We start from the raw sequence: 21,921 nt of genomic DNA on the forward strand, positions 1-21,921 counted from the left end.
CCGGACGGATGGGGTGCGACGCCGCCGGACGGATGGGGTGCCGTGCGGATCGGCCCTGCCCGGTGGATCAGAGGGCGCGCTCCACGCGCTCGCGGATGCGCGCCGCCAGCTCCTCCGCCGGCAGGGAGGCGTCGAGCACGAGGAAGCGCTCCGGCTCGGCCGCGGCGAGCGCGAGGTACGCCTCCCGCACCCTCGCGTGGAACTCGTCCTTCTCGGCCTCGAGCCGGTCGAACGGCTTGTCGTCGGCGTCGAGCCGGGCACGCGCGGCGGCCGGGTCGAGGTCGAGCAGCACCGTGAGGTCGGGCAGGGCACCTTCGGTCGCCCACAGCGACAGGTCGCGCACCTCGTCGGCGCCGAGCACGCGCCCCGCGCCCTGGTAGGCCACCGAGGAGTCGAGGTAGCGATCCTGGATGACGTCATCGCCGCGCTCGAGCGCCGGCCGCACGAGCGCGGCGACGTGGTGTGCGCGATCCGCCGCGAACAGCAGCGCCTCGGCCCGCGCGCCGACCTCACCCCTGTGGTGCAGCACGATCTCGCGGATCAGCCGCCCCACCTCGGTGCCCCCGGGCTCGCGGGTGCGCACGACGGTGCGCCCGCGATGCTCGAGCCACTCCTGCAGCAGCGCCGCCTGGGTGGTCTTGCCCGAGCCGTCGCCGCCCTCGAGCGTGATCCACAGGCCCCGCTTCCGCGAGCCGGACGCCTCGGTCGCGCTCACTTCTTCTTGGGGGCGCTCTTGCGCGTCGTGGTCGTCTTGCGGGTGGGGGTCGACTTGGCGGTCGTGCTCGACCTGCCGGTCGTGCGCTTCTTCGCCGGTCCCTTCGCGCGCTTCTCGGCGATCAGCTCGACCGCCCGCTCGAACGTGATGTCGTCCACCGACTCGCCCCGCGGGATCGTGGCGTTCGTCTCGCCGTCGGTCACGTACGGGCCGAACCGGCCGTCGCGCACCCGCAGCGGCTTGCCGCTGACGGGGTCGGCGTCGAACTCCTTGAGCGCGCTGGCCGCGCGGCGGGCGCCGTACTTCGGCTTCTCGTAGATCTCGAGGGCCTGCTCGAGCGTGATGTCGAAGATCTGATCCTCGGTCTCGAGCGAGCGCGAGTCGGAGCCCTTCTTCAGGTACGGGCCGTAGCGGCCGTTCTGCGCCGTGATGGGCTCGCCCGACTCGGGATCGGTGCCCACCACGCGCGGCAGGTCGAGCAGCTTGAGCGCCGTGTCGAGGTCGATCGTCTCGGGCGACATGCTCTTGAACAGCGACGCGCGGCGCGGCTTGGGCTCGTCCTTCTTGGCCGTGCGCTTCTTCGGCTTCTCATCCGCGACCTCGCCCGTCTCGGCGTCGGCGGCGTCCGGATCGACCGGGTCCTCCTCCTCGAGGTAGGGACCGAAGCGGCCGTCCTTCACGACGACGAGCTTGCCGCCTACCGGGTTCTCGCCGAGCACGCGGTTGCCGGCGACGGGGGCGTCGATCAGCTCCTGCACCTTGGCGGGCGTCAGCTCATCCGGCGCGAGCTCCTCGGGCACGTTGATGATGCGGGGCTTGGCCTCGGGGTTCTCGGGATCGACGACCTCGAGGTACGGCCCGTAGCGGCCGAAGCGCAGCGTGGCGGTGTCGGTGAGCTTGGTGGCGTTGATCTCGCGTGCGTCGATCTCGCCGAGGTCGTCGACGATGTTGCGCAGGCCGGGGTGGCCGTCGCCGCCGAAGTAGAACGCCTTGAGCCAGTCGGCGCGGCGCTGCTCGCCGCGGGCGATAGCGTCGAGGTCGTCCTCGAGCTCGGCCGTGAAGTCGTAGTCGACGAGCTCGGCGAAGTGCTGCTCGAGCAGGCGCGTGACGCTGAAGGCGAGCCACGTGGGCACGAGCGCCTGACCGCGCTTGACCACGTAGCCGCGGTCGAGGATCACGCCGATGATGCTCGCGAAGGTGGAGGGACGGCCGATGCCGCGCTCCTCGAGCGCCTTGACGAGGCTCGCCTCGGTGTAGCGCGGCTTGGGGCTCGTCTGGTGCCCCTTCGGCGTGGCCTCGCGCAGGTCGAGCGCGTCGCCCTCCGCCACCTGCGGCAGCGACTGGTCCTCGACCTGGTCGGCGTCGCCGCGCTTCTCGTCGCGACCCTCCTCGTACGCCTCCAGGAAGCCCTTGAAGGTGTACACGGTGCCGGCCGCGGTCAGCTCGACGCGCTTGCCGTCGGCCTGGGCCTCGAGAGTGACGGTCGTCGTCTCGAACTTCGCGTCGGACATCTGGCTGGCGATCGTGCGCTTCCAGATGAGGTCGTACATGCGCTGCTCATCGCGTCCGAGCTGCCCGGACACCTCGCTCGGGGTGCGGAACCGGTCGCCAGACGGGCGGATGGCCTCGTGCGCCTCCTGGGCGTTGCGGCTCTTCGACGCGTACACGCGCGGCTTGAGCGGCACGGCCTTGTCGCCGTACAGGCTCACGGCCTGCTCGCGCGCCGCCTGCACGGCCTGCGCGCTGAGGTTGGTCGAGTCGGTGCGCATATAGGTGATGTATCCGCGCTCGTACAGGCTCTGCGCGACCGACATCGTGGTCTTCGCGGTCATGCCGAGCTTGCGGCCGGCCTCCTGCTGCAGCGTCGACGTCGTGAACGGCGCGTAGGGTCGGCGGGTGCCGGGCTTGGCCTCGACCTTGGTCACGGTGGCCGAGCCGGCGCTGTCGAGCGCGGCGGCCAGCTCGGTGGCCTCCTTCTCGCCGAGCACGACGACGGCGCGCTTGAGGGCACCGAGGTCGTCGAAGTCGCGGCCGACGGCGATGGGCGAGCCGTCGATGCGCACGACCTTCACGGCGAAGCCCTCGGCTGCGCGCGCGGCGATGGCCTGGATGCTCCAGTAGTCGGCGGCGACGAACGCCATGCGCTCGCGCTCGCGGTCCACGACCATGCGCATGGCGGCGGACTGCACGCGCCCAGCGCTGAGAGTCTGGCCGTCGCGGCCGCTGCCGACCTTGCGCCACAGCACCGGCGAGACGTCCCAGCCGTAGAGGCGGTCGAGCACGCGGCGGGTCTCCTGCGCGTCGACGAGCGCGGTGTCGAGCTCGCGGGTGTTCTCGACGGCCTTCTGGATGGCCTCCTTCGTGATCTCGTGGAAGACCATGCGCTTGACGGGCACCTTGGGCTTGAGCGTCTCGAGCAGGTGCCACGCGATGGCCTCGCCCTCGCGGTCCTCATCGGTGGCGAGCAGGACCTCGGACGCGCCCTTCACGGCGCGCTTGAGCTCGGCGACGGTCTTCGTCTTCCGGTCGCTGACGACGTAGTAGGGCTCGAAGCCGTTCTCGATGTCGATCGAGTACTTGCCGTAGGCGGCGCGATCCTTCTCGGGGATGTCGCGCTTGTCCGCGAGGTCGCGGATGTGACCGACGGAGCTGAGCACCTCGTAGTCGTCGCCGAGGTAGCTCTGGATCGACTTCATCTTCGTCGGCGACTCGACGATGACGAGCTTCTTGCCTGATGCCAAGGGGCGTCCTTTCTTCGTTGCACACCATACACACCGCCATCTGTGCAACACTTTCGGCCGCCCGCCGCTTCCGGCATGGCCCGCCACCGCTCGGGCGCGGCCCGGCCCGGCCGGGCGTCGACGCGCCGCGCCGCGCGACTCACGGCGGAGGCCCCGCCCGCGCCCGCCCGGCCACCACCAGCCCCGCGTAGCGACCCTCGACGGCGACGGTCACGACCATGTCGTCGACGGCGCACTCCGCCACGGCCGCGCCCTGCGCCTCGGCCACCTCTGCGGCGCGGCCGCACGGGTCGCCGGAGACCGCGCCGCTGGCGGCATCCGCCGCGGCGAGGGCCGCCGCGTCGGCGACCCCCGCGATCCGCTGGCTCGCCACGCCCGCGCCGCCGACGGCCAGCAGCCCCACCATGAGCGCGGAGGTGCCGGCCACCGCGGCGGCCGCGACGATCGACCCGGCCATCACAGGCCTCCCGCGAGCGCGCAGCTCGTCGCGCGCAGCGGCACCTCGATCGAGGCGATGCGCACGCCGGCCGAGGCCGTGACGCACACGAGGTCGCCGCGGTGCGTGACCGAGCTGCCGCCGCCCGGCACGGCGGCCGCCACCGCCTCGCCCGCGCGGCCCGGCTCCCCGCGGGACACGAGCCGGGCGGCATCGGCCGCGCCGTCCTGCAGCCGCACGTGCGTGGAGGCCGCGAGCAGCCCCGTCATGCCGAGCGCCACGATGAGCGCGACCGCCGGAAGGGCGAGGGCGAGCTCGGCCGTGACCGAACCGCGCTCGCCCTCCCCTCCCGTCCGGACCGCGGGTGCGTCGCGGCACGGGAGAACGCGCCACGCGCCCCGTGCGCGCCGCCGCTGCGTCCGATTCATCGCCCGGCTCCGGTCAGGCCGAGCTCAGGGCGCGGCGGATGATGTCGCTGAGCATGCTCTGCACCTCGCCGGAGCGGAGCACGGCGACGAGCAGCCCGGCGAAGGCCACCGCGGCGAGGGTGACGATGGCGTACTCCGCCGTGGACGCTCCGCGCTCGTCGGCGGCGAGTGCGGCGAGACCGCGGGTTCCGCCGCGGGCCAGGGGGCCGCCGCCGGGGAACGCGAGGATCTCGGCGCCCTGTGCGGAGGCGGTGTGCGGTGATGCGGTGTTCATGGTGACTCCTTCTTCTTATGGGGGTGGATGGATGGACGCTCACGGGAGGTCGGGAAGCGGTGAGGTCGACAGCACGGCCAGCAGCATCGGCGCCACGCCGAGGCAGAGGAAGGCCGGCAGCGTGCACACGCCCAGCGGCAGCAGCAGCCGCCCGCCGAGCCGGGCGGCGCGCAGCCGCCCCTCGGTGCGCGCGTCGTGCCGCTGCTGCACGGCCGTGGCGCGCAGCAGATCGACCGCGGGCACGCCGGCGCGACGCGACAGCTCCAGCACCCCGTCGATCTCGCGCTCGGCGGCGCCCTCGCCGTCGCCCCCGATGCCCTCCTCTGGTGCTGGCGCTCCCGTCTCCTCCGCGGTCGTGCGCACGAGGCCGCGAGCGCGGTCGACCGACGCCCCGCCGCCCAGCGCGATGGCCGTGAGCTCCGCGTGCATGCCGGGGACGGCGGCCGGCGGCTGCGCCGCGCGCACGAGGCGCGCGGTCCACAGGCGGGCGAGCACCAGCAGGCCGACACCCGCGACGAGGCAGGCGATGCCGATGGGATGCGTGACGAGCACGCCGAGGGTGTCGAAGCCGAGCGCGGCGCCCACCGCCACGCCGAACAGCGGGAGCCACGTCATGAGACGTGCGGTCGCCGCCGGCTCGGCGAGCGCGATCCTCACGTCGTCCATCGCCTCCTGGGCGTCGCGCAGCGCGAGCGCCGTCCCGCGCAGCGAGGGAGCCAGCGGCGCGCCGACTGTGGAGGCGATCTCCCACGCGGCCGCCACCTGCCGCCAGGCCGCCGCCTCGCCTCCGCGCGCCTGGCCCGCCCGCGGCGCGTCGGCGCCCTGCTCCTCGATCGCCTGCGGCGCGGGCGTTCCGGCCTCGAGCCGCTCGTGGATGCGGCGCGCCGCCTCGTCGCCCGCCTCGCCGACGTGCCGCCAGGCGGCAGCGGGAGCGGTGCCGGCCTCGAGCAGGACCGCCACCTTCAGCAGCGTCGCCGCGACGGCGGCCGGCGCCTGCGCGCTCACGCGTGCCACGGCCGCACCTCCTCGATCGCGAGCCGCCCGTCGCCGCCCACGCGGAAGCGGCCGGCGCTCGCGAGGCGGCGGCCGCCGTCCGGGCCGCGCTCCAGGTGCAGCACCCAGGCGATCGCGCTGGCGACCTGCCTCGCGACGGCGTGGTCGTCCATCCCGGCGAGCGCGCCGAGGGCCTCCAGCCGCGCGGGCACCTCGGCCAGACCGCTCGCGTGCAGGGTGCCCGCCCCGCCGTCGTGCCCGGTGTTGAGCGCGGTGAGCAGCTCCCGCACCTCCTCGCCCCGGCACTCCCCCACGACGATCCGGTCGGGGCGCATCCGCAGCGACTCGCGCACGAGCCGCGCGAGTCCGATCCCTCCCGCGCCCTCGAGATTCGCCTGGCGGGCCTCGAGGGACACGTGATGCGGGTGGTCGATCCGCAGCTCCGCGACGTCCTCGATCGTGACGATGCGCTCGCGCTCGGGCGCGTGCGAGAGCAGCGCGCCCAGCAGGGTCGTCTTGCCCGTGCCCGTCGCGCCGGTCACGAGCAGGTTCTCGCGCGCGTGCACCATGCGCACCAGCCACGCCCGCACGGTGTCGGGGAACGCGCCCCCGGCGCTCAGCGCGTCGAGCGTCGCCTCGCCGAGCGCGGGGATCCGGATCGACAGCGCGGTCCCGCGGCGGGCGACCGGCGGGAGCACGGCGTGCACGCGGATGCCGCCGGACAGCCGCACGTCGACGCACGGCGTGCCGTCGTCGACGTGGCGGCCGCCCGCGGCGATCAGCGCCGTCGCGAGGTCGCGCACCTCCCGCTCCGAGGCGCGCCACGACGGATCGTGCTCCGCGCCGGCGCCGCGGTCGGCGAAGAGACCGTGGGCGCCGTTGACGAACAGATCGGTGACCCGCGGGTCCTCGAGGTAGGGCGCGAGCGCGCCGATTCCCGGGACGGGCGGGAGGCGGCGTGACCCCGCGGCCGCGGGGCGACGGGGGCGGACGACGAACGGATCGGGCATGCCCCGACGCTAGGTCTGCCCGCCCCGCGCGCGCCCCGATTCCACAGCGCCGATCCGCCGCCGGCGCGAGAAAGCGCCCTGTGAGCGAGCCCACCGACTTTCGGAGGTAGCCCCTGTCCGACGCCCGACGTAGATTCGGGAGCAACGTGCGACGACGCACGCCCGGCGCTTCGTCCGCCGGCGATCGATATCCGCAAAGGAGCGCGCTGCATGAGCAGTCAGATCGACCACCTCCTCGACGAGGACCGCCGCTTCGCCCCCGATCCGGCCTTCGCCGCGAACGCCGTGGCGAAGCCCGAGCTCTACGAGCGGGCCAAGACCGACCGCGAGGGCTTCTGGGCCGAGCAGTCGCGCGAGCTGCTGCACTGGAGCACGCCGTTCACGCAGGTGCTCGACTGGTCGAACCCGCCGTTCGCGAGGTGGTTCGCCGACGGCGCGCTGAACGTCGCCTACAACTGCCTCGACCGCCACGTGGAGGCGGGCAACGGCGACCGCGTCGCCCTGCACTTCGAGGGCGAGCCCGGTGATTCCCGCGCCGTCACCTACGCGGAGCTCACCGACGAGGTCAAGCGCCTCGCGAACGTGCTCACCGACCTGGGCATCGGCGAGGGCGACCGCGTCGCGCTCTACCTGCCGATGATCCCCGAGGCGGTCGCCTCGATGCTCGCCGTGGCCCGCATCGGCGCCGTGCACTCCGTCGTCTTCGGCGGCTTCAGCGCCGACAGCCTGCGCTCGCGCATCGACGACGCGGGCGCGAAGCTCGTCATCACCGCCGACGGCGGCTGGCGCAAGGGCAAGGTCTCGCCCCTGAAGCCGGCCGTCGATCAGGCCCTCGAGGATCGCGGCGGTCTCGGCCCGCAGGCCACCGTCGAGCACGTGCTCGTCGTGCGCCGCGGCGAGAACGAGGTCGACTGGGTCGAGGGCCGCGACATCTGGTACCACGACGTCGTGCCGCAGGCGGCCGCCGAGCACGAGCCGCAGGCGTTCCCCGCCGAGTCGCCGCTGTTCATCCTCTACACCTCGGGCACCACCGGGAAGCCGAAGGGCATCCTGCACACCTCGGGCGGCTACCTCACCCAGGCGGCGTTCACGCACCGGAACGTGTTCGACCTGCACCCCGAGAGCGACGTGTACTGGTGCACGGCCGACATCGGCTGGATCACGGGTCACTCCTACGTCGTGTACGGCCCGCTGGCCAACGGCGCCACGCAGGTGCTCTACGAGGGCACGCCCGAGTTCCCGGAGCCCGGCCGGTGGTGGGACGTCATCGAGAAGTACAAGGTGACCATCTTCTACACCGCCCCCACCGCGATCCGCGGCTTCATGAAGCAGGGCCGGCAGATCCCGCAGGCGCGCGACCTGTCGAGCCTGCGCCTGCTCGGCTCGGTGGGCGAGCCCATCAACCCCGAGGCGTGGATCTGGTACCGCGAGGTGATCGGCGCGGGCAAGACGCCCATCGTCGACACGTGGTGGCAGACCGAGACGGGCGCCATCATGGTGTCGGCGCTGCCCGGCATCACGGAGACCAAGCCCGGGTCCGCGCAGGTGCCCCTCCCCGGCATCTCGGCCGCCGTCGTCGACGAGAAGGGCGAGCCGGTCGGCGAGGGCAACGGCGGGCTGCTCGTCATCACCGAGCCGTGGCCCAGCATGCTGCGCGGCATCTGGGGCGACCCGGATCGCTTCGTCGAGACGTACTGGAAGATGTTCCAGGACAAGGGCTACTACTTCGCCGGCGACGGGGCGCGCCTCGACGACGACGGGGACATCTGGCTGCTGGGCCGCGTCGACGACGTCATGAACGTCTCGGGACACCGCCTCTCGACCGCCGAGATCGAGTCGGCGCTCGTGGCGCACGAGGCCACGGCCGAGGCCGCGGTCGTGGGCGCCTCGGACGCGACGACCGGCCAGGCGGTGGTGGCGTTCGTCATCCTCAAGGAGAGCTTCCTGCGCGCGCACAGCGCCGAGGGGCTGGCGAACGACCTGCGCGCCTGGGTGGGCGAGCAGATCGGGCCGATCGCCCGGCCGCGCGACGTCTACATCGTGGGCGAGCTGCCCAAGACCCGCTCCGGCAAGATCATGCGACGCCTGCTGCGCGACGTCGCCGAGGGCCGTGAAGTGGGAGACACCACCACGCTCGCCGACACCGCGGTCATGAGCATCATCTCGGCGCAGGTCAAGTAGCGGCGGTCCCGAACGCCTCGCACCGCTGATCGCGGTGCGGGGCGTTCACCGTGCGGGTATGCTCAGCTCCCTCATCCGCTCGCGCACCGTGCGAAACACGGCGGGGTCGAACGGGAAGTCCCCGCCGTCCTCACCCACCAGCCGCATAACCTCGTCGCCGAGCGTGATGGAGAAGTTCACGATCATCCGCGCCTCGGTGGCGTGATCGGCGTCCGCCAGGCGAGCCGATGCCGGATGCGCATCGAGCCAGTTCTCGATCACGTCCTGCAGTCCGGCGCGGCTCGTCCCGGCCGCCCACGACACCGTCGTCGTCGTGCCCGGCTCCCGGGCGAAAAGCGCGAACCGCTTGCGCAGGAGTTCGTCGTCGCCCTGCCCGCGGACGGTCTCCATCACGATCCGCGAGGCGGCGATCACGAGGTCGTCTCGGTGCGCGCTCAAAATGCGCTCGGTGAGCACAGGGTCGTAGACCAGGGCGGATCCGAAGATCGCATGCTCGAGCGAGGGGAAGTAGTTGAAGAACGTGCTGCGCGACACCATCGCCACTTCGCAGATGCGGTCGACCGTCACGGCGTGAACGCCTTCCTCATAGGCGATTCCGACCGCGGCCTCCTCCATGGCCCGACGCGCGACGCGCATCTTCTTCTCGCGGAGCCCTTCCGTCATCGCCGTCCCTCCTCTCCCTTCATCCCACCCTAGGTCGATCTCCCTGGGTTGCGTAAAAGTTTGGACTGAGTCCATACTTAGCCACGAACCATCAGAAAGGATCGCCATGCCTCACAACGTCGCACGACGACGTCGGAATCTGGTCTCCCCGCTACGCACCGCAGGTGTGCTGTCCGTAGCCACCGGCCTTGTCTTGGTGGGGCTGCCTGCGATCGCCAGCGCCGCGGAGTCCGAAGCAGGCCACATACTCATCACGACGACTCTCTCCGACGGGACGGCATCCGCTCCGCTCGGCGGCGCGACCGTGACCGTGCTCTCCACCGACGAGCTCGACCAGGTCATCGCCACCGGCACCACCTCGGCAGACGGAACCGTGTCCGTGCGCATACCCGCGACGGACACCAGCTTCATCGCCGAGGCATCCTGGCCCGGTGCTGTCGGCGACCTCGTCGAACCCGCGGCGAGGAGGGAGTTCAACCCCACGCGGGGAGATGCCGTCACCGTCCCGCTGGAGGGCTCCTTCGGTGAGATCAGCGGCGCGGTGACCGCGACGTCGGATGCCTCCCCTCTCGCCGACCTCTCGGGCGCGAGCGTCACCATCCTCAGTGGCGGCACGGCAGTGCAGCGCGTCGCCGTCGCCGCAGACGGCACATTCCGATCAGGCTCATTGCCGACGACATCCACCGACGATTACAGCATCCGCTTCGAGCCGGCCACGGGATTCACGCTCGCGGATGCGCAGCCGTCGGACAATCCCGCCTTCGCGCTTCCCCGAGGCGAAGAGAGCCCCAGCCTCATCGATGTGGCCCGCTCCTTCGCGCTCATCTCGGATACCGCGGCACCGACCCCCTCACCCACAGCCACACCCACACCCACACCCACCGCCACCCCGACACCGACGCCCACCGCCACCCCGACACCGACGCCCACCGCCACCCCGACACCGACGCCCACGCCCACCCCGACACCGACGCCCACCGCCACCCCGACACCGACGCCCACCGCCACCCCGACACCGACGCCCACCCCCACAGACACCCCGACACCGACACCCACCCCCACAGACACCCCGACACCCACACCCACGCCCTCCACCGACCCGGTACAGCAGGCCTACATCGCGGTCTTCCAGCGCCCGGACGATGTCGGCCTCACCGGCGCTTTCAGCGGCATCTCAGAGCCCGAGCTTGCCGACCTGCTCGCGGCCGCGGCGGGCACGCCGAATGTCACATTCCCTCTCCTCAACGGCTCGGGACGCGCGCTCGGCCTCGCGGAGCGGCCGTCTACGAACGAGGCGGCCGCCGCATCCCAGCTACTGTCGCCGGTGGTCTCCAGGCTGCCGGGCGTGACCGTGAACGAGATCTCGCTCACCGCGTTCGATCTCGAAGGGGCTCTGCGCGCTGTCCAGGATCAGCGCGTCCCGCTGCTCGACCAGCAGCTTTCCTCTCAGGTGACGGATGTGCAGAAACGCAACGCCCGCGTGGTCACGCTCAACGCGGCCATCACGGCCCTGAACGCATACGTCGCCGGGCCGACTGATGAGTCGCTGGCCACTGCGATCGCGGCCGCACGCCCGGCCGTGGAGTCGCACGTTCTCCTTTCGGCGACGTCGGACTCCACCGAGGTGAGAACGGCCGCTGCCGACCTCGTCGCAACGCTGCGCATCGAACTCGACGCCGTCACGAACACTCAGCAGATGGATGTGCTGCGACTGGCCGGCTTGACCGACAAGCGCAGTGAAGCGTTCGACCTGATGTCCTCATTCCTGACGAAGATGCAGGGTTCGCGGTCGTCGATCATCGGCAACATGCGATCGACCCCGGTATCGCTCGGCACTGTCCAGTGGGACCGCGCCGCCATCACCGGCGGCTTCAACCTCACCGGCGTCACGAACGGGGAGCACCACCTCATCCTCAGCTTCGACGACATCGGCCTCACCGTCGTTGCCGCGGTGACCGTGCAGCGCAATGAACTCGCCGCGACCGGAGGCGAGTTGAGCCCGGCGCTCTGGGTCGGGGCAGCACTGCTCGTGCTCGGAGCGGGCGCACTGATCGGCTCATCGCTCCGGACGCGGCGCCGTACGCGCGTCTGATGCGGTGACACGGGCGGAGGCCGCCGGCGCCATCGGCGCGGGCGGTCTCGGGCGAGCTCGAGCTCGAGCTGGCGTTGCTCCCCATCGTCCGCGAGACGTGTCGCGGTCTCCTCACCGGACCGGGCATCGGGACTGACGACGAGAATGACAACGTCGCCCCTCTCCGCTCAACCCCAACGAACCGATCGCTGACGCGTACTTTGACAACAACCGGCCAGGCGGTGGTGGCCTTCGTCATCCTCAAGGAGAGCTTCCTGCGCGCGCACAGCGCCGAGGGGCTGGCGAACGACCTGCGCGCCTGGGTGGGCGAGCAGATCGGGCCGATCGCCCGGCCGCGCGACGTCTACATCGTGGGCGAGCTGCCCAAGACCCGCTCCGGCAAGATCATGCGGCGCCTGCTGCGCGACGTCGCCGAGGGCCGCGAGGTCGGCGACACGACGACGCTGGCCGACACCGCCGTCATGAGCGTCATCAGCGCCCAGGTGCGCTGACGTCGCTATATCCGCAAGTCTGTGCCAACTCCGGGCGGGCGAGCACGCGGACTTGGCACAGACTTGCGGACTAACCGCTCACGCGAAGGTGAAGGCCACCTCGACCTCGACGGGCGCGTCGAGCGGCAGCACCGCGACGCCGACCGCGGAGCGGCTGTGCGCCCCGGCCTCGCCGAAGATCTCGCCGAGCAGCTCGCTCGCGCCGTTGACGACGCCGGGCTGACCGGTGAACGCGGGATCGGAGGCGACGAAGCCGGTCACCTTGAACACGCCGGTCAGGCGGTCGACGCCGCCCACGGCCGCCGCGGCGGCCGCGATCGCGTTCAGCGCGCAGGTACGGGCCAGGTCCTTCGCCTCGGCGGCGGGCACGAGCCCGTCGCCCTCGCCCACCTTGCCCGTGGCCGGCAGGCTGCCCGCCACCATCGGCAGCTGACCCGAGGTCCAAGCGAGGTCACCGTGCACCCTGGCCGGGATGTAGGCGGCCACCGGCGGCACGACCGAGGGCAGCTCGAGGCCCAGCTCGCGCAGGCGCGCGGAGACGGTCACCGCTCGTCCTCGAACTGCTTGGCCGCCTCCGCGGCCGCGCCGAGGCCGGCGTTGGCCTCGCCCGATCCGACCGGGCGCTTCAGATAGGCGACGAGGCCGCCCTCCGGGCCCTGGACGACCTGCACGAGCTCCCAGCCCTGCTTGCCCCAGTTGTTCAGGATCGCTGCCGTGTTGTGGATCAGCAGCGGCGTCGTGAGGTACTCCCACGTGGTCATGACTCTCCCGTCATCGAGCGGCGCATCGCGAGTCCCCGGCGTCCGCGCGAACCATGTGCGCGGCCCTCCGCGTGCCGCCGCCGCATGTGAGGCGTCCCCCAGGGAACTCGCTTACCATCACCATATGCCCAACGCGAAAAGGACGCCGAGCGGCGTGCTCAGCGGCGTGCTCGGCCTCGTCGGCCTGAGCGCCGTCGCGGGCCTGCTGGTCACCGCGGCCGTCACCCCCGCCATCGCGATGAGCGGTGCCGCCGCCTCGAGCGCGATCAGCCTGTTCGAGAACCTGCCGGGCATCCTCAAGGTGGATCGTCCGATGGAGCCGAGCACCATCTACGCGAAGGACGAGGCCGGCAACGATGTGCAGCTGGCGACGTTCTACGACCAGAACCGCCAGCCGGTCGAGTACGACCAGGTCTCGCGCCACATCTACGACGCGATCCTCTCGAGCGAGGACCCGCGCTACTACGAGCACGGCGGCGTCGACCTCATCGGCACCACGCGCGCCCTGCTCAACAACGCCTCCGGCGGCACCACACAGGGCGGATCGTCCATCAGCCAGCAGTACGTGAAGAACGTGCTCATCCAGCAGTGCGAGCAGGAGGCCGCGGACGACGAGGAGCTGCGGGAGTGCTTCATGAAGCACACCAACTCCGAGGGCGTGGAGGGCTATGAGCGCAAGCTGCAGGAGATGCGCTACGCCATCGCGATCGAGAAGGAGTACTCGAAGGACGACATCCTGCTCGGGTACCTGAACATCGCGAACTTCGGCGGCCAGACGTACGGGATCGAGGCCGCCGCGCGCTACTACTTCAACACGAGCGCCAAGGATGTCACGGTCGGCCAGGCGGCGGTGCTCGCCGGCATCGTCCAGAACCCGAACATCTACCGCATCGACATGCGCGACGGGTCGACCGTCGACGAGGACGGCAACCCGATCAACAGCGAGGCCGACGGCTACTCGCTCACCAAGGGCCGCCAGCTGTATGTGCTCAAGCGCCTCCTCGAGGACGGCAAGATCACGCAGGAGCAGCACGACCAGGCGGCGGCCGAGCCGATCGTGCCCGCCATCACGCCCACCGACCAGGGGTGCCGGACGGCCGGCGGATCCGCCTACTTCTGCCAGTACGTGCGGTCGATCATCCTGACCGACGAGGCCTTCGGCGCGTCGCCGACGGAGCGCGCGCAGAAGCTGCAGCGCGGCGGCCTCGACATCTACACGACGCTCGACCTGGGCGTGCAGCGCGCCGGCGAGGACGCGATGCGCGACTGGGCGCCCAGCCACATCGACGGCATGAACTTCGGTGCGACCGGCGTCTCCATGGAGGCGCAGACGGGTCGGATCCTGGCGATGGTGCAGAACACGGAGTTCACCGAGAACAGCCAGGAGCCGGGCAAGACGTCCATCATCTACGCCGCGGACGCGGCGCACGGGGCGTCCACCGGCTTCGAGGTCGGGTCGTCCTACAAGCTCTTCACGCTGATCGACTGGCTCGAGAAGGGCAAGTCCGTCAACCAGCGCCTCAACGGCACCAAGCACACGTTCTCGAGGATGAAGGCCTGCGGCCAGATCTCGCCGTCCGCGAAGGACACGGGCCAGATCGGCAACTACGGCGGCAGCGGCGGGTACTACGGCACGCCCATGACGTTCACGCGCGACTCGCTCAACACGGGCTACCTCGCGATGGCCGAGCAGCTCGACATCTGCGACATCAACAAGGTCGCCGAGCGGATGGGCGTGACGCTGGCGAACGGCGAGTCGGTGACCAAGACGAACGTGCCCTACGACGTGCTCGGGTCGAAGAACATCGCCCCGATGGACATGGCGGCCGCCTACGCCGCCGTCGCCAACGGCGGCGTGCTCTGCGAGCCCATCGCGATCGACCGCGTCGTCGACTCCGGGGGCGTCGAGCAGCCCGTGCCCGAGCCCAACTGCGAGAAGGTCATCGAGCCGAACGTCGCCGCCACGGCGGCGCACGTGCTGCAGGGCGTCATGCAGCCCGGAGGCACCGGCTACACATCGAACACCCGCGACGGCGTCCCGCTCATCGGCAAGACCGGCACGCACGAGGACGACCAGACCTTCATGGTGGAGTCCTCGACCAAGGTCGCGACCGCCGTCTGGGTGGGCAACGTCGACTCCGTGCAGGAGAACGGCCAGTGGGTGCGCAAGAGCATGTCGCGCCAGTGGGCGAACGGCATCAGGCTGTCGGACATCCGCCACAGGATCGCGCCGGCGCTGCAGTCGGCGGCCAACGCGAAGTACGGCGGCGACCCGTTCCCCGAGGCCGACCGCAACCTGCTCGTGACGCCGATGGCCGACCTCCCCGATGTCACGGGCAAGACGGTCGAGGAGGCCACGCGCATCCTGAGCGCCGCCGGTTTCGACGCGAACGTCGGCGAGCCCGTCACGGGCGACCAGCCCGACGGCACCGTGCAGACGCAGGAGCCGGGCGCCGGACGCGTCGCCGTGGGGACCGTCGTGACCATCAGCCCCAGCAACGGGCAGGGCGTGCGCGTGCCGAACGTGGCGGGCGCGGCCATGGCGGCGGCGCTGGGCGCCCTGCAGTCGGCCGGCCTCGACCCCGCGCGGGGTTCCTGCTCGGAGGCCAAGGGCGCCGGCAGCGGCAAGGCCACCGGCACCGCGCCCGCGGCGGACGAGCTCGTCGCACCGGGCACGCGCGTGACCGTCGACTACCAGGCCGACGACTGCGGCGGCGGCAACAACGGCGGCGGCAACAACGGCGGCGGCAACGACGACGATTGAATGATCGGACTCCTCGCATGATCGGCCGCCTCACCCGCGGCGTCGCCGGCGTCGTGGGCGCCGGTGCCGCCGCCGGCGCCCTCGCCGCCGCGTGGGGCGTCGGGATCGAGCGCCACCTGTACACGGTGCGTCACCACGTCGTGCGCATTCTGGAGCCCGACGCCCGCCCCATCCGCGTCCTGCACCTCTCGGATGCGCACATGGCGCCGTGGCAGCGCCGCAAGCAGGACTGGATCGCCCGGCTCGCCGGGCTGCGGCCGGACCTGATCGTCAACACCGGAGACAACCTGGGACACCCCGACGGTCTCCGCGGCATCCGAGCGGCGTTCGCGCCGTTCGCGGGCGTGCCAGGCGTCTTCGTCCACGGCTCGAACGATCTCTATGCGCCCACGCCGAAGAACCCGTTCCAGTACCTCGCCGGGCCGTCGCGGCGGCACAGCGAGCCCACGCGGCTCGACACGGATGCGCTCGACGCGTATCTGTCGGATGAGCTGGGCTGGCGGCGGATCGACAACACCGCGGTCCGCATGACCGTGGCCGGATCGGACCTGCGGTTCGCCGGAACGGACGACGCCCACCACGGCAGCGATCGCGTCGACGACACCCTCGCCGCGCTCGCCGCCCTCGGCGGGGACGGTCCGACCATCGGCGTGACGCACGCGCCCTACCGCCGCATCCTGAGCGCCCTGGCCGGTGCGGGAGCCGACATGCTGTTCGCCGGCCACACGCACGGCGGCCAGGTGCGTGTGCCGTTCGTGGGCGCCCTCGTGGGAAACTGCGATCTGCCGCTCTCGCAGGTGCGCGGGCTGTCGACGTGGACGCACGACGGGCGCTCCGTCCCGCTGAACGTCAGCGCCGGGCTCGGCCACTCGATCTACGCGCCGGTGCGCTTCGCGTGCCGCCCGGAGGCCTCGCTCCTCACCCTCGCTCCGCGCGTCTGATCACCGCTTCACGCTGCGCGGAGCCTCGGGGTGCGCCCACTCGCCACTCCACGCGCTGCTTCGCATCGCGCGGAGCCTCCGGCGAGCGGGGCCCGCCTTCATCACCGCGATCAAACGACTGAGGGACCCGCCTTTCGGCGGGTCCCTCAGTCGTTTACGTCGGGCTGCTGCGAAACTACTGCCAACAAGGGCGGAGAACCGCGGAACTGGCCGAACTCCTGGCCACTGCGCGAGGCTCGACGCGGGAAGCGGATGACCGGCCAATCCCCCAGCAAAACGCACTGCATCGATCGGCCCCAAGGCTCATCATCGATGACTATGCGGCCGGAGCATCCACGCATGAGCTTGCCAATCGGTACAACGTGCGCCGCAACACCGTCCGCGACACGCTCCGCCGCACCGGGTTCGACCTCACCGCCAAGTCGAAGCGCGCAGCCCTGAGCGAGGAGCAGAAGGCCGAGGCTCGGCGTCTGTTCGCCAGCGGGGCGACCCGACGCGAGCTGATCGAGATGTACGGAGTGAGCGAATCCACGATCAGACGGGTACTGCGTCCTCGTCGATGAACGGCACCTACTCCTCTTCGGAGGGCCCGGCCGTCACGAAGCCCTCCTTCGCCATGATGCGCCGTCGTCGCGAGTACATGCGCTCCAGAAGCGGTACGTACATGTCGCGGTAGTCATGAACGGTGGCGGGGAGGTGACTGGCATCATGCCCGCGGGTGATGCGTCCGATCTGCTGGATCACTCGCCCCTTGAAGGAGACCGGAACTCCCAGGAACAGCGTGTTGAGCGCCGGGAGATCGAGCCCTTCGCCGGCGACCTTGTCGATGGCGAGGAGCACGTATGGCTGCTGCCGTGCTTCCATCTCGTTGAGAGACGCTCTAATGCTTCGGCGTTCCGCGGTGGGGAGGCGCCCATGGAGCCCGACCACTGGCGCCGCGCATCCCTTCAATGCATCTGCGAGCGCGTCGAGATGCTCGAGCCTGTTCGTCAGGACGAGGCACGTCCGCCCCTGGGCGACCGCCTCACTGATGTGCCGGGCGATCATCGCGTTGCGTTCGGGATCGGCGGCGAGCTCCGAGTAGATCGCTTGGATAGACGGTCCGTCTGTCCCGGGCTCGTCCGTGCGGAAGGTCGTCTCGTGGACGATCAGCTTGCGCTCCGCTCGCTCCTGAGAGTCGAGCACGTGCCGCACCGGCCCGCACTGCATCGTGATCAGGCCGTTCATCTGATCGGCACGGTAGGGGGTCGCTGTCAGCCCGACCCAGTAGCGTGCGCTGACATTGCGCAGGGCGGCCTCGGTCGCGGGAGCGGCGACGGCATGGCACTCGTCGACGATGATCTGCCCGTACTCTTCCAGCACCGCAGGGTCGGCGTTCCGGTGCGAGACGGACTGCATCGTGATCAGGTCCACGACACCTCGCCGCTTCCGACGCCCGGCTCCCAGCTGTCCGATCTGCTTGTCGGTGAGGCCGAGGAACTGCTGAAGACGCTCACGCCACTGTGTGAGCAGTTCGGCCCGGTTCACGAGGATCGCCGTCGGCCTGGCGCGCTCGGCGATGAGCGCGCAGGCCATGACCGTCTTGCCCGCCCCGGGCGGTGCAACGAGCACTCCGGTGTCATGTGCGAGGAGCGCGTCGACGGCTTCCTGTTGCTTCTCTCGCAGCTGCCCCGTGAATGTCAGCTCCAGACGTGTCTGCGCCGTCGCTGTTGCCTCGATCGCTGCCTGGAATCCCGCATCCGCGAGGAGCGCCACGGTTTCGTCGGTAAGCCCCCGTGGTAGCCGCAGCTCGTGCTCGTCGTGCTCGAAGCTGGTGACCAGGCGTGGCGTCCCGAAGGTGCTGAACCGCTGTGCTTGCCTGCGATAGAACTCGGGGTTGGGCACCGATGCCATGTGCTTGAGCTCGGTGATCACAATGCCCGGAAGGTGTGCCGTCGGGACGTGCAACAGAGCATCGCGGCGAAGCTTCAGCGACCTATGCGCGGTTCCGCGCGCGGCCGCTCGAATGCTCGCTCGCCGTGGCCTGGCGCCCAACGACTCGGCGGGCCCCACGCGCGCCTCTGCGTGGCTCGTCGCTCCAAGTTCCCTGATTCGTTCTGCGGAGACGGGCGTCGTCGACGCGAGTGCCGCGAATTGGTCCTCGTGCGGACGCCATGTGTCGGGGTCGACGAACACGGTCGTCCCGCGTCGGCGGCAGTCGCCTTGCAAGGGCAACGCGATGAGGTTGCCCAGGCGCGCCCGCCCTGAGGATCGTTCGGGCAGCGTGTCCTGCGAGGGAAAGAAGCGGTCGTAGCTGCGGAAGTCCATCGCCGGCCTGCGGGTCATCGCAGCGCGCAGGAGCCGCATCCCGGCTGCGCGAGCCGTCATGGCGGGGAGCACATCCTCGAAGAAGATCCAGACATGCGCGCCTTCGCCGGAACGGGAGACCTCGGTGAGCGCGTGGATCCCAACCTGCTCGCACTCTGCGACGAAGGCCGCGGCATCGTGCCGCCACTCTGCGTCGTCGAAATCGCAGACGAGAAGCCTGCACTGGTCGCCTTCGAGCATCGGGTAGAGACCGATATGGAACTCGCGTTCCCCCGGGAGCAGCCGCGCCCCGCAGATGCCGTTCGATCGTGCGCTCATCGAGTGGCCGGTAGTCAGCAGCGGTCTCGGAGCCGGTGTAGAAGCCGCCGCGCACGGCAGGGCTCCAGCCGGACTTCCCCGTGCGCGCGCTGGTCCAGCGCGTTGCGTAGACGTCGTTCCTGCCGGTGAAGCGCGCTCGGAACAAGGCGAGCTTCTCGGCGCTCGACGAGGCCGCCGTGACGGTAGGAAGCAGATCGGAGCGAGGGCGCGCGCCGACCGGCTCCTCTCGCTGAAGCTCCCTCAGCTGTTCGCGGGCTTCTGCAAGTTCCCGCTCCAGTCTCGCGATCCGTGTCCGCAGGGCATCGATCTCAGCGGTGGTCTCCGGACGGCGCACGGCTCCCAGGCTACCGAGCGCCCCCGGACCGTCGGTGATGCGCAAAGAAAAGACCCGGCGCCAGAGGCGCCGGGTGGTATGACCCCATGTTAGCACTCGTCACCATGGTGCGGGCTTCGTGATCCGGGACGAGATCACGTTCGGGAGCTGATGCGCGTAGAGGTCATCGGGCTCAAGACGGTACCACCAGTGGTTGCCTGCGCCTTCGGTCGGCGTCCCTGCGAGCTTGCCCGCGCGGACCCCTTTCGTCGGGTTGATCAGGCCGACGGGAACGTGCTCGCGCGCGACGCCGATCGGGTAGGCGAGGTCGCTGTCATTGCTGATGACGACGGCCGCATCCACCCTACGGGTGAGCACGTCGATCAGCAGATGGGAGGCGATGTTCACGTCGCTGCCCTTCTCCTCGCGCCGGGCGACGGAGGCCATGAACGTCGCGCCCGGGACGTCCTGGCCGCTGTGGTCCTGGATCATGATCGGCCAGTCCGGTTCGACGAGAACAGGTTTGCTGTTGCGTCCTTTGACGGCCAGCGGCGCCGTCGACACGCGCGCGACGTACGTTCCGAAGCTGATCCTCGTCGCCGAGCCCGTGTGCGCCAGAGCCCGCAGGTACACGTCCTGCTCCCGCTGCCCCTCGGGGTTGCTCGCACCGCTGATCCGGGCCGTGCAGTAGGTGACGTTCTCGATCGTCACCTCTCCCCAGTGCGAACGGGTGGCGATCACACTCTCGACCATGCCTCGCAGATCCAGCCAGCGCCATCCCGGCGTCGACCGCCCGCAGAGCCCGCGCGCACCGTAGTACAGGTTGTACCCGTCGATGTAGACGCCGACCCTCATACGGACGAGCATAGAAGCGACCACTGACGTCGAGACGCGAACCGGTGCGACATGCCACACCTCGATGACGACACCTACTGGGAAAGGCGCCTGCTTCTATGCTCCGACTGGGCGACAGGAGGGCCCGCGCTATCCCGTCTGACCCCGACGAAGCAGTGGCTACTCCACGCGTTCTATCTCCCATCGAAGCCGCTGCGCAGGAGCGCCGTGGCCGAACACCGCCGCCGAATCGTCACACGCGATCGAGACCTGCCGAGGCGAGCGAGCGTCGCCTTCCAGGAGTTCCTCGACGCGCAGGAAGCCGTCGATCACGACAGGCGAACGGCGCCTCCCGTGTCCCCGCGGCGCGGGCCGACGCGCGGCAGACGCGGCCGAGACGAGATCCGCCTCCGAAGTCTCGTCCGCCCCGAACCCGACGCGAAGCTTCTCGCGCAGGCGCTGTTGCTCGCCTGGACAGAAAGCACCTCGGGGAAACCCGACGACGATCCGCCTGGTTGACTTCCCACAAGGTACCTCACGGGAAAGAAAACAAGACGAACCCTGAATTCACGGCGTAGCCAGGTATTTCTCTCCGAACTGTTGCCGAGATGGCGACGAGTCCTTCACCCTCAACACAAGAGTCAAGGTTGCAAGAAGAAGCCCCTCATCAGGCATTATCTGACGTCCGATGAGAGACTTCCTCGTGTATCCGTCGGGGTGACAGGATTTGAACCTGCGGCCTCTTCGTCCCGAACGAAGCGCGCTACCAAGCTGCGCCACACCCCGTTTTGCAACCCTGCAAGTCTACCTGATGCCGCGGGCTGCGACGAACCGGTGCCCGAACCGGCGCGAACGGACACGTAGGCTTGGGGGGTGACAGAGAAGACCCCGCTGGTCGTCGCCTTCGACCTCGACGACACCCTGGCCCCCTCCAAGAGCCCCATCGACGCGCGCATCGGCGAGCTGCTCATCCGGCTCGCAGACCGCGTCGAGGTCGCCGTGATCTCCGGCGGACAGATCGGGCAGTTCCGCTCGCAGCTGGTCGAGCGCCTGCCGCACGCGCCGGGCGCGCTCGAGCACGTCCACCTGCTGCCGACCTGCGGCACGCAGTACTTCCGGTACGACGGCACCGACTTCGCCGTGCTGTACGCGCAGGACCTCACCGAGGACGAGAAGCAGCGGGCGCTCGTCGCCGTCGAGGAGGAGGCCCGGCGCCTGGCCTACTGGGAGAGCGACACGTGGGGCCCGATCCTGGAGGATCGCGGCTCGCAGATCACGTTCTCGGCCCTCGGCCAGGCCGCGCCGGTCGACGCCAAGCGCGCGTGGGACCCGACGGGCGCGAAGAAGTCCGCCCTGCGCGACGCCGTCGCGGCCCGCGTGCCCGACCTGGAGGTGCGCTCGGGCGGATCGACGTCGGTCGACATCACGCGCAAGGGCATCGACAAGGCATACGGGATGCGCCGCCTCGCCGAGCAGACCGGCGTGGCGCTGTCCGACATGCTCTTCTACGGCGACCGCCTCGATCCGGACGGCAACGACTACCCCGTGCTCGCGATGGGCGAGGTCGCGTGCGTCTCGGTCACCGGCTGGCAGGACACCGCCGACAAGCTGGACGCCCTGATCCCGACCCTGCCGCCGCGCGCCTGACGCGGGGGGGCA

The 21,921-nt window shown here is 70.7% G+C and carries 18 protein-coding genes, 1 tRNA gene and 2 pseudogenes; 7 read left to right on the forward strand and 14 right to left on the reverse strand.

Going from position 1 to position 21,921, the window contains the following annotated elements; genetic code table 11:
• Nucleotides 1–67 precede the first annotated feature (67 nt).
• The 7 genes from tmk to ACWDR7_RS09300 form a co-directional block, all read right to left on the reverse strand.
• Nucleotides 68–715, reverse strand: a complete 648-nt coding sequence (tmk, locus tag ACWDR7_RS09270; protein WP_449854628.1) for a dTMP kinase — start codon at nt 713–715, stop codon at nt 68–70.
• On the reverse strand, nt 712–3,456 hold the full coding sequence (topA, locus tag ACWDR7_RS09275) for a type I DNA topoisomerase (RefSeq protein WP_449854629.1): 2,745 nt from the start codon (nt 3,454–3,456) through the stop codon (nt 712–714). Before topA ends, tmk begins: the two co-directional genes overlap by 4 nt.
• 139 nt (nt 3,457–3,595) lie before the next feature.
• Entirely contained in the window at nt 3,596–3,913 is a 318-nt protein-coding gene (locus tag ACWDR7_RS09280; RefSeq protein WP_449854630.1) for an Rv3654c family TadE-like protein, read from the reverse strand.
• Entirely contained in the window at nt 3,913–4,320 is a 408-nt protein-coding gene (locus ACWDR7_RS09285) for a TadE family type IV pilus minor pilin (protein WP_449854631.1), read from the reverse strand. Before ACWDR7_RS09285 ends, ACWDR7_RS09280 begins: the two co-directional genes overlap by 1 nt.
• Nucleotides 4,321–4,333: 13 nt before the next feature.
• Nucleotides 4,334–4,594 (reverse strand): DUF4244 domain-containing protein, encoded by a 261-nt coding sequence (locus tag ACWDR7_RS09290; protein ID WP_449854632.1) that lies wholly within the window; start codon nt 4,592–4,594, stop codon nt 4,334–4,336.
• Between the two features lie 39 nt (nt 4,595–4,633).
• The gene (locus ACWDR7_RS09295; protein ID WP_449854633.1) at nt 4,634–5,608 is read right to left on the reverse strand and encodes a type II secretion system F family protein; all 975 of its coding nucleotides are present in this window, start codon (nt 5,606–5,608) and stop codon (nt 4,634–4,636) included.
• A complete protein-coding gene (locus ACWDR7_RS09300; protein ID WP_449854634.1) occupies nt 5,596–6,597 on the reverse strand; it encodes a TadA family conjugal transfer-associated ATPase in 1,002 nt (333 codons plus the stop codon). The genes ACWDR7_RS09295 and ACWDR7_RS09300 overlap by 13 nt, the downstream gene beginning before the upstream one ends.
• Before the next feature lie 210 nt (nt 6,598–6,807).
• On the opposite strand from ACWDR7_RS09300, the gene acs reads away from it, so the two are divergent.
• Nucleotides 6,808–8,778 (forward strand): acetate--CoA ligase, encoded by a 1,971-nt coding sequence (gene acs / locus ACWDR7_RS09305; protein ID WP_449854635.1) that lies wholly within the window; start codon nt 6,808–6,810, stop codon nt 8,776–8,778.
• Between the two features lie 45 nt (nt 8,779–8,823).
• Here the strand turns inward: acs and ACWDR7_RS09310 are convergent, their stop codons facing one another.
• Complete coding sequence (locus ACWDR7_RS09310) at nt 8,824–9,441, reverse strand: TetR family transcriptional regulator (RefSeq protein WP_449854636.1); 618 nt, start codon at nt 9,439–9,441, stop codon at nt 8,824–8,826.
• Nucleotides 9,442–9,547: 106 nt separating this feature from the next.
• Between ACWDR7_RS09310 and ACWDR7_RS09315 the strand changes: the two genes are divergently transcribed.
• Nucleotides 9,548–11,533, forward strand: coding sequence for a hypothetical protein (locus ACWDR7_RS09315; RefSeq protein WP_449854637.1), 1,986 nt, complete (start codon nt 9,548–9,550; stop codon nt 11,531–11,533).
• A gap of 206 nt (nt 11,534–11,739) precedes the next feature.
• A pseudogene (locus tag ACWDR7_RS09320) lies at nt 11,740–12,024 on the forward strand (AMP-binding enzyme); the annotation flags it as partial.
• A gap of 78 nt (nt 12,025–12,102) precedes the next feature.
• Here ACWDR7_RS09320 and ACWDR7_RS09325 read toward each other — a convergent pair.
• Nucleotides 12,103–12,570 (reverse strand): RidA family protein, encoded by a 468-nt coding sequence (locus ACWDR7_RS09325; RefSeq protein ID WP_449854638.1) that lies wholly within the window; start codon nt 12,568–12,570, stop codon nt 12,103–12,105.
• A complete protein-coding gene (locus tag ACWDR7_RS09330; RefSeq protein ID WP_449854639.1) occupies nt 12,567–12,785 on the reverse strand; it encodes a hypothetical protein in 219 nt (72 codons plus the stop codon). The genes ACWDR7_RS09325 and ACWDR7_RS09330 overlap by 4 nt, the downstream gene beginning before the upstream one ends.
• 124 nt (nt 12,786–12,909) lie before the next feature.
• On the opposite strand from ACWDR7_RS09330, the gene ACWDR7_RS09335 reads away from it, so the two are divergent.
• From ACWDR7_RS09335 to ACWDR7_RS09345, 3 genes are all read left to right on the forward strand, one after another.
• Nucleotides 12,910–15,549 carry a transglycosylase domain-containing protein gene (locus ACWDR7_RS09335; protein ID WP_449854640.1) on the forward strand — a complete coding sequence of 880 codons (2,640 nt, stop codon included), beginning with the start codon at nt 12,910–12,912 and terminating at the stop codon, nt 15,547–15,549.
• A gap of 17 nt (nt 15,550–15,566) precedes the next feature.
• Complete coding sequence (locus tag ACWDR7_RS09340; protein WP_449854641.1) at nt 15,567–16,490, forward strand: metallophosphoesterase; 924 nt, start codon at nt 15,567–15,569, stop codon at nt 16,488–16,490.
• A 362-nt stretch (nt 16,491–16,852) separates the two neighbouring features.
• The gene (locus ACWDR7_RS09345) at nt 16,853–17,053 is read left to right on the forward strand and encodes a helix-turn-helix domain-containing protein (protein ID WP_449854642.1); all 201 of its coding nucleotides are present in this window, start codon (nt 16,853–16,855) and stop codon (nt 17,051–17,053) included.
• Between the two features lie 7 nt (nt 17,054–17,060).
• Here ACWDR7_RS09345 and ACWDR7_RS09350 read toward each other — a convergent pair whose 3' ends face one another.
• The 4 genes and pseudogenes from ACWDR7_RS09350 to ACWDR7_RS09365 all read right to left on the reverse strand — a co-directional run bounded on the left by ACWDR7_RS09350 (nt 17,061) and on the right by ACWDR7_RS09365 (nt 21,048).
• The gene (locus ACWDR7_RS09350; protein WP_449854643.1) at nt 17,061–19,115 is read right to left on the reverse strand and encodes a TOTE conflict system archaeo-eukaryotic primase domain-containing protein; all 2,055 of its coding nucleotides are present in this window, start codon (nt 19,113–19,115) and stop codon (nt 17,061–17,063) included.
• A 22-nt stretch (nt 19,116–19,137) separates the two neighbouring features.
• Nucleotides 19,138–19,545: pseudogene (locus tag ACWDR7_RS09355) on the reverse strand (TOTE conflict system archaeo-eukaryotic primase domain-containing protein); the annotation flags it as partial.
• Between the two features lie 3 nt (nt 19,546–19,548).
• Nucleotides 19,549–20,283 (reverse strand): NYN domain-containing protein, encoded by a 735-nt coding sequence (locus ACWDR7_RS09360; RefSeq protein ID WP_287271205.1) that lies wholly within the window; start codon nt 20,281–20,283, stop codon nt 19,549–19,551.
• Nucleotides 20,284–20,974: 691 nt separating this feature from the next.
• A tRNA-Pro gene (locus ACWDR7_RS09365) sits at nt 20,975–21,048 on the reverse strand.
• Nucleotides 21,049–21,135: 87 nt separating this feature from the next.
• Between ACWDR7_RS09365 and ACWDR7_RS09370 the strand changes: the two genes are divergently transcribed.
• The gene (locus ACWDR7_RS09370; RefSeq protein WP_449854644.1) at nt 21,136–21,909 is read left to right on the forward strand and encodes an HAD-IIB family hydrolase; all 774 of its coding nucleotides are present in this window, start codon (nt 21,136–21,138) and stop codon (nt 21,907–21,909) included.
• The last annotated feature ends 12 nt before the right edge of the window (nt 21,910–21,921 follow it).

The organism is Microbacterium sp. NPDC003461, from assembly GCF_053588335.1.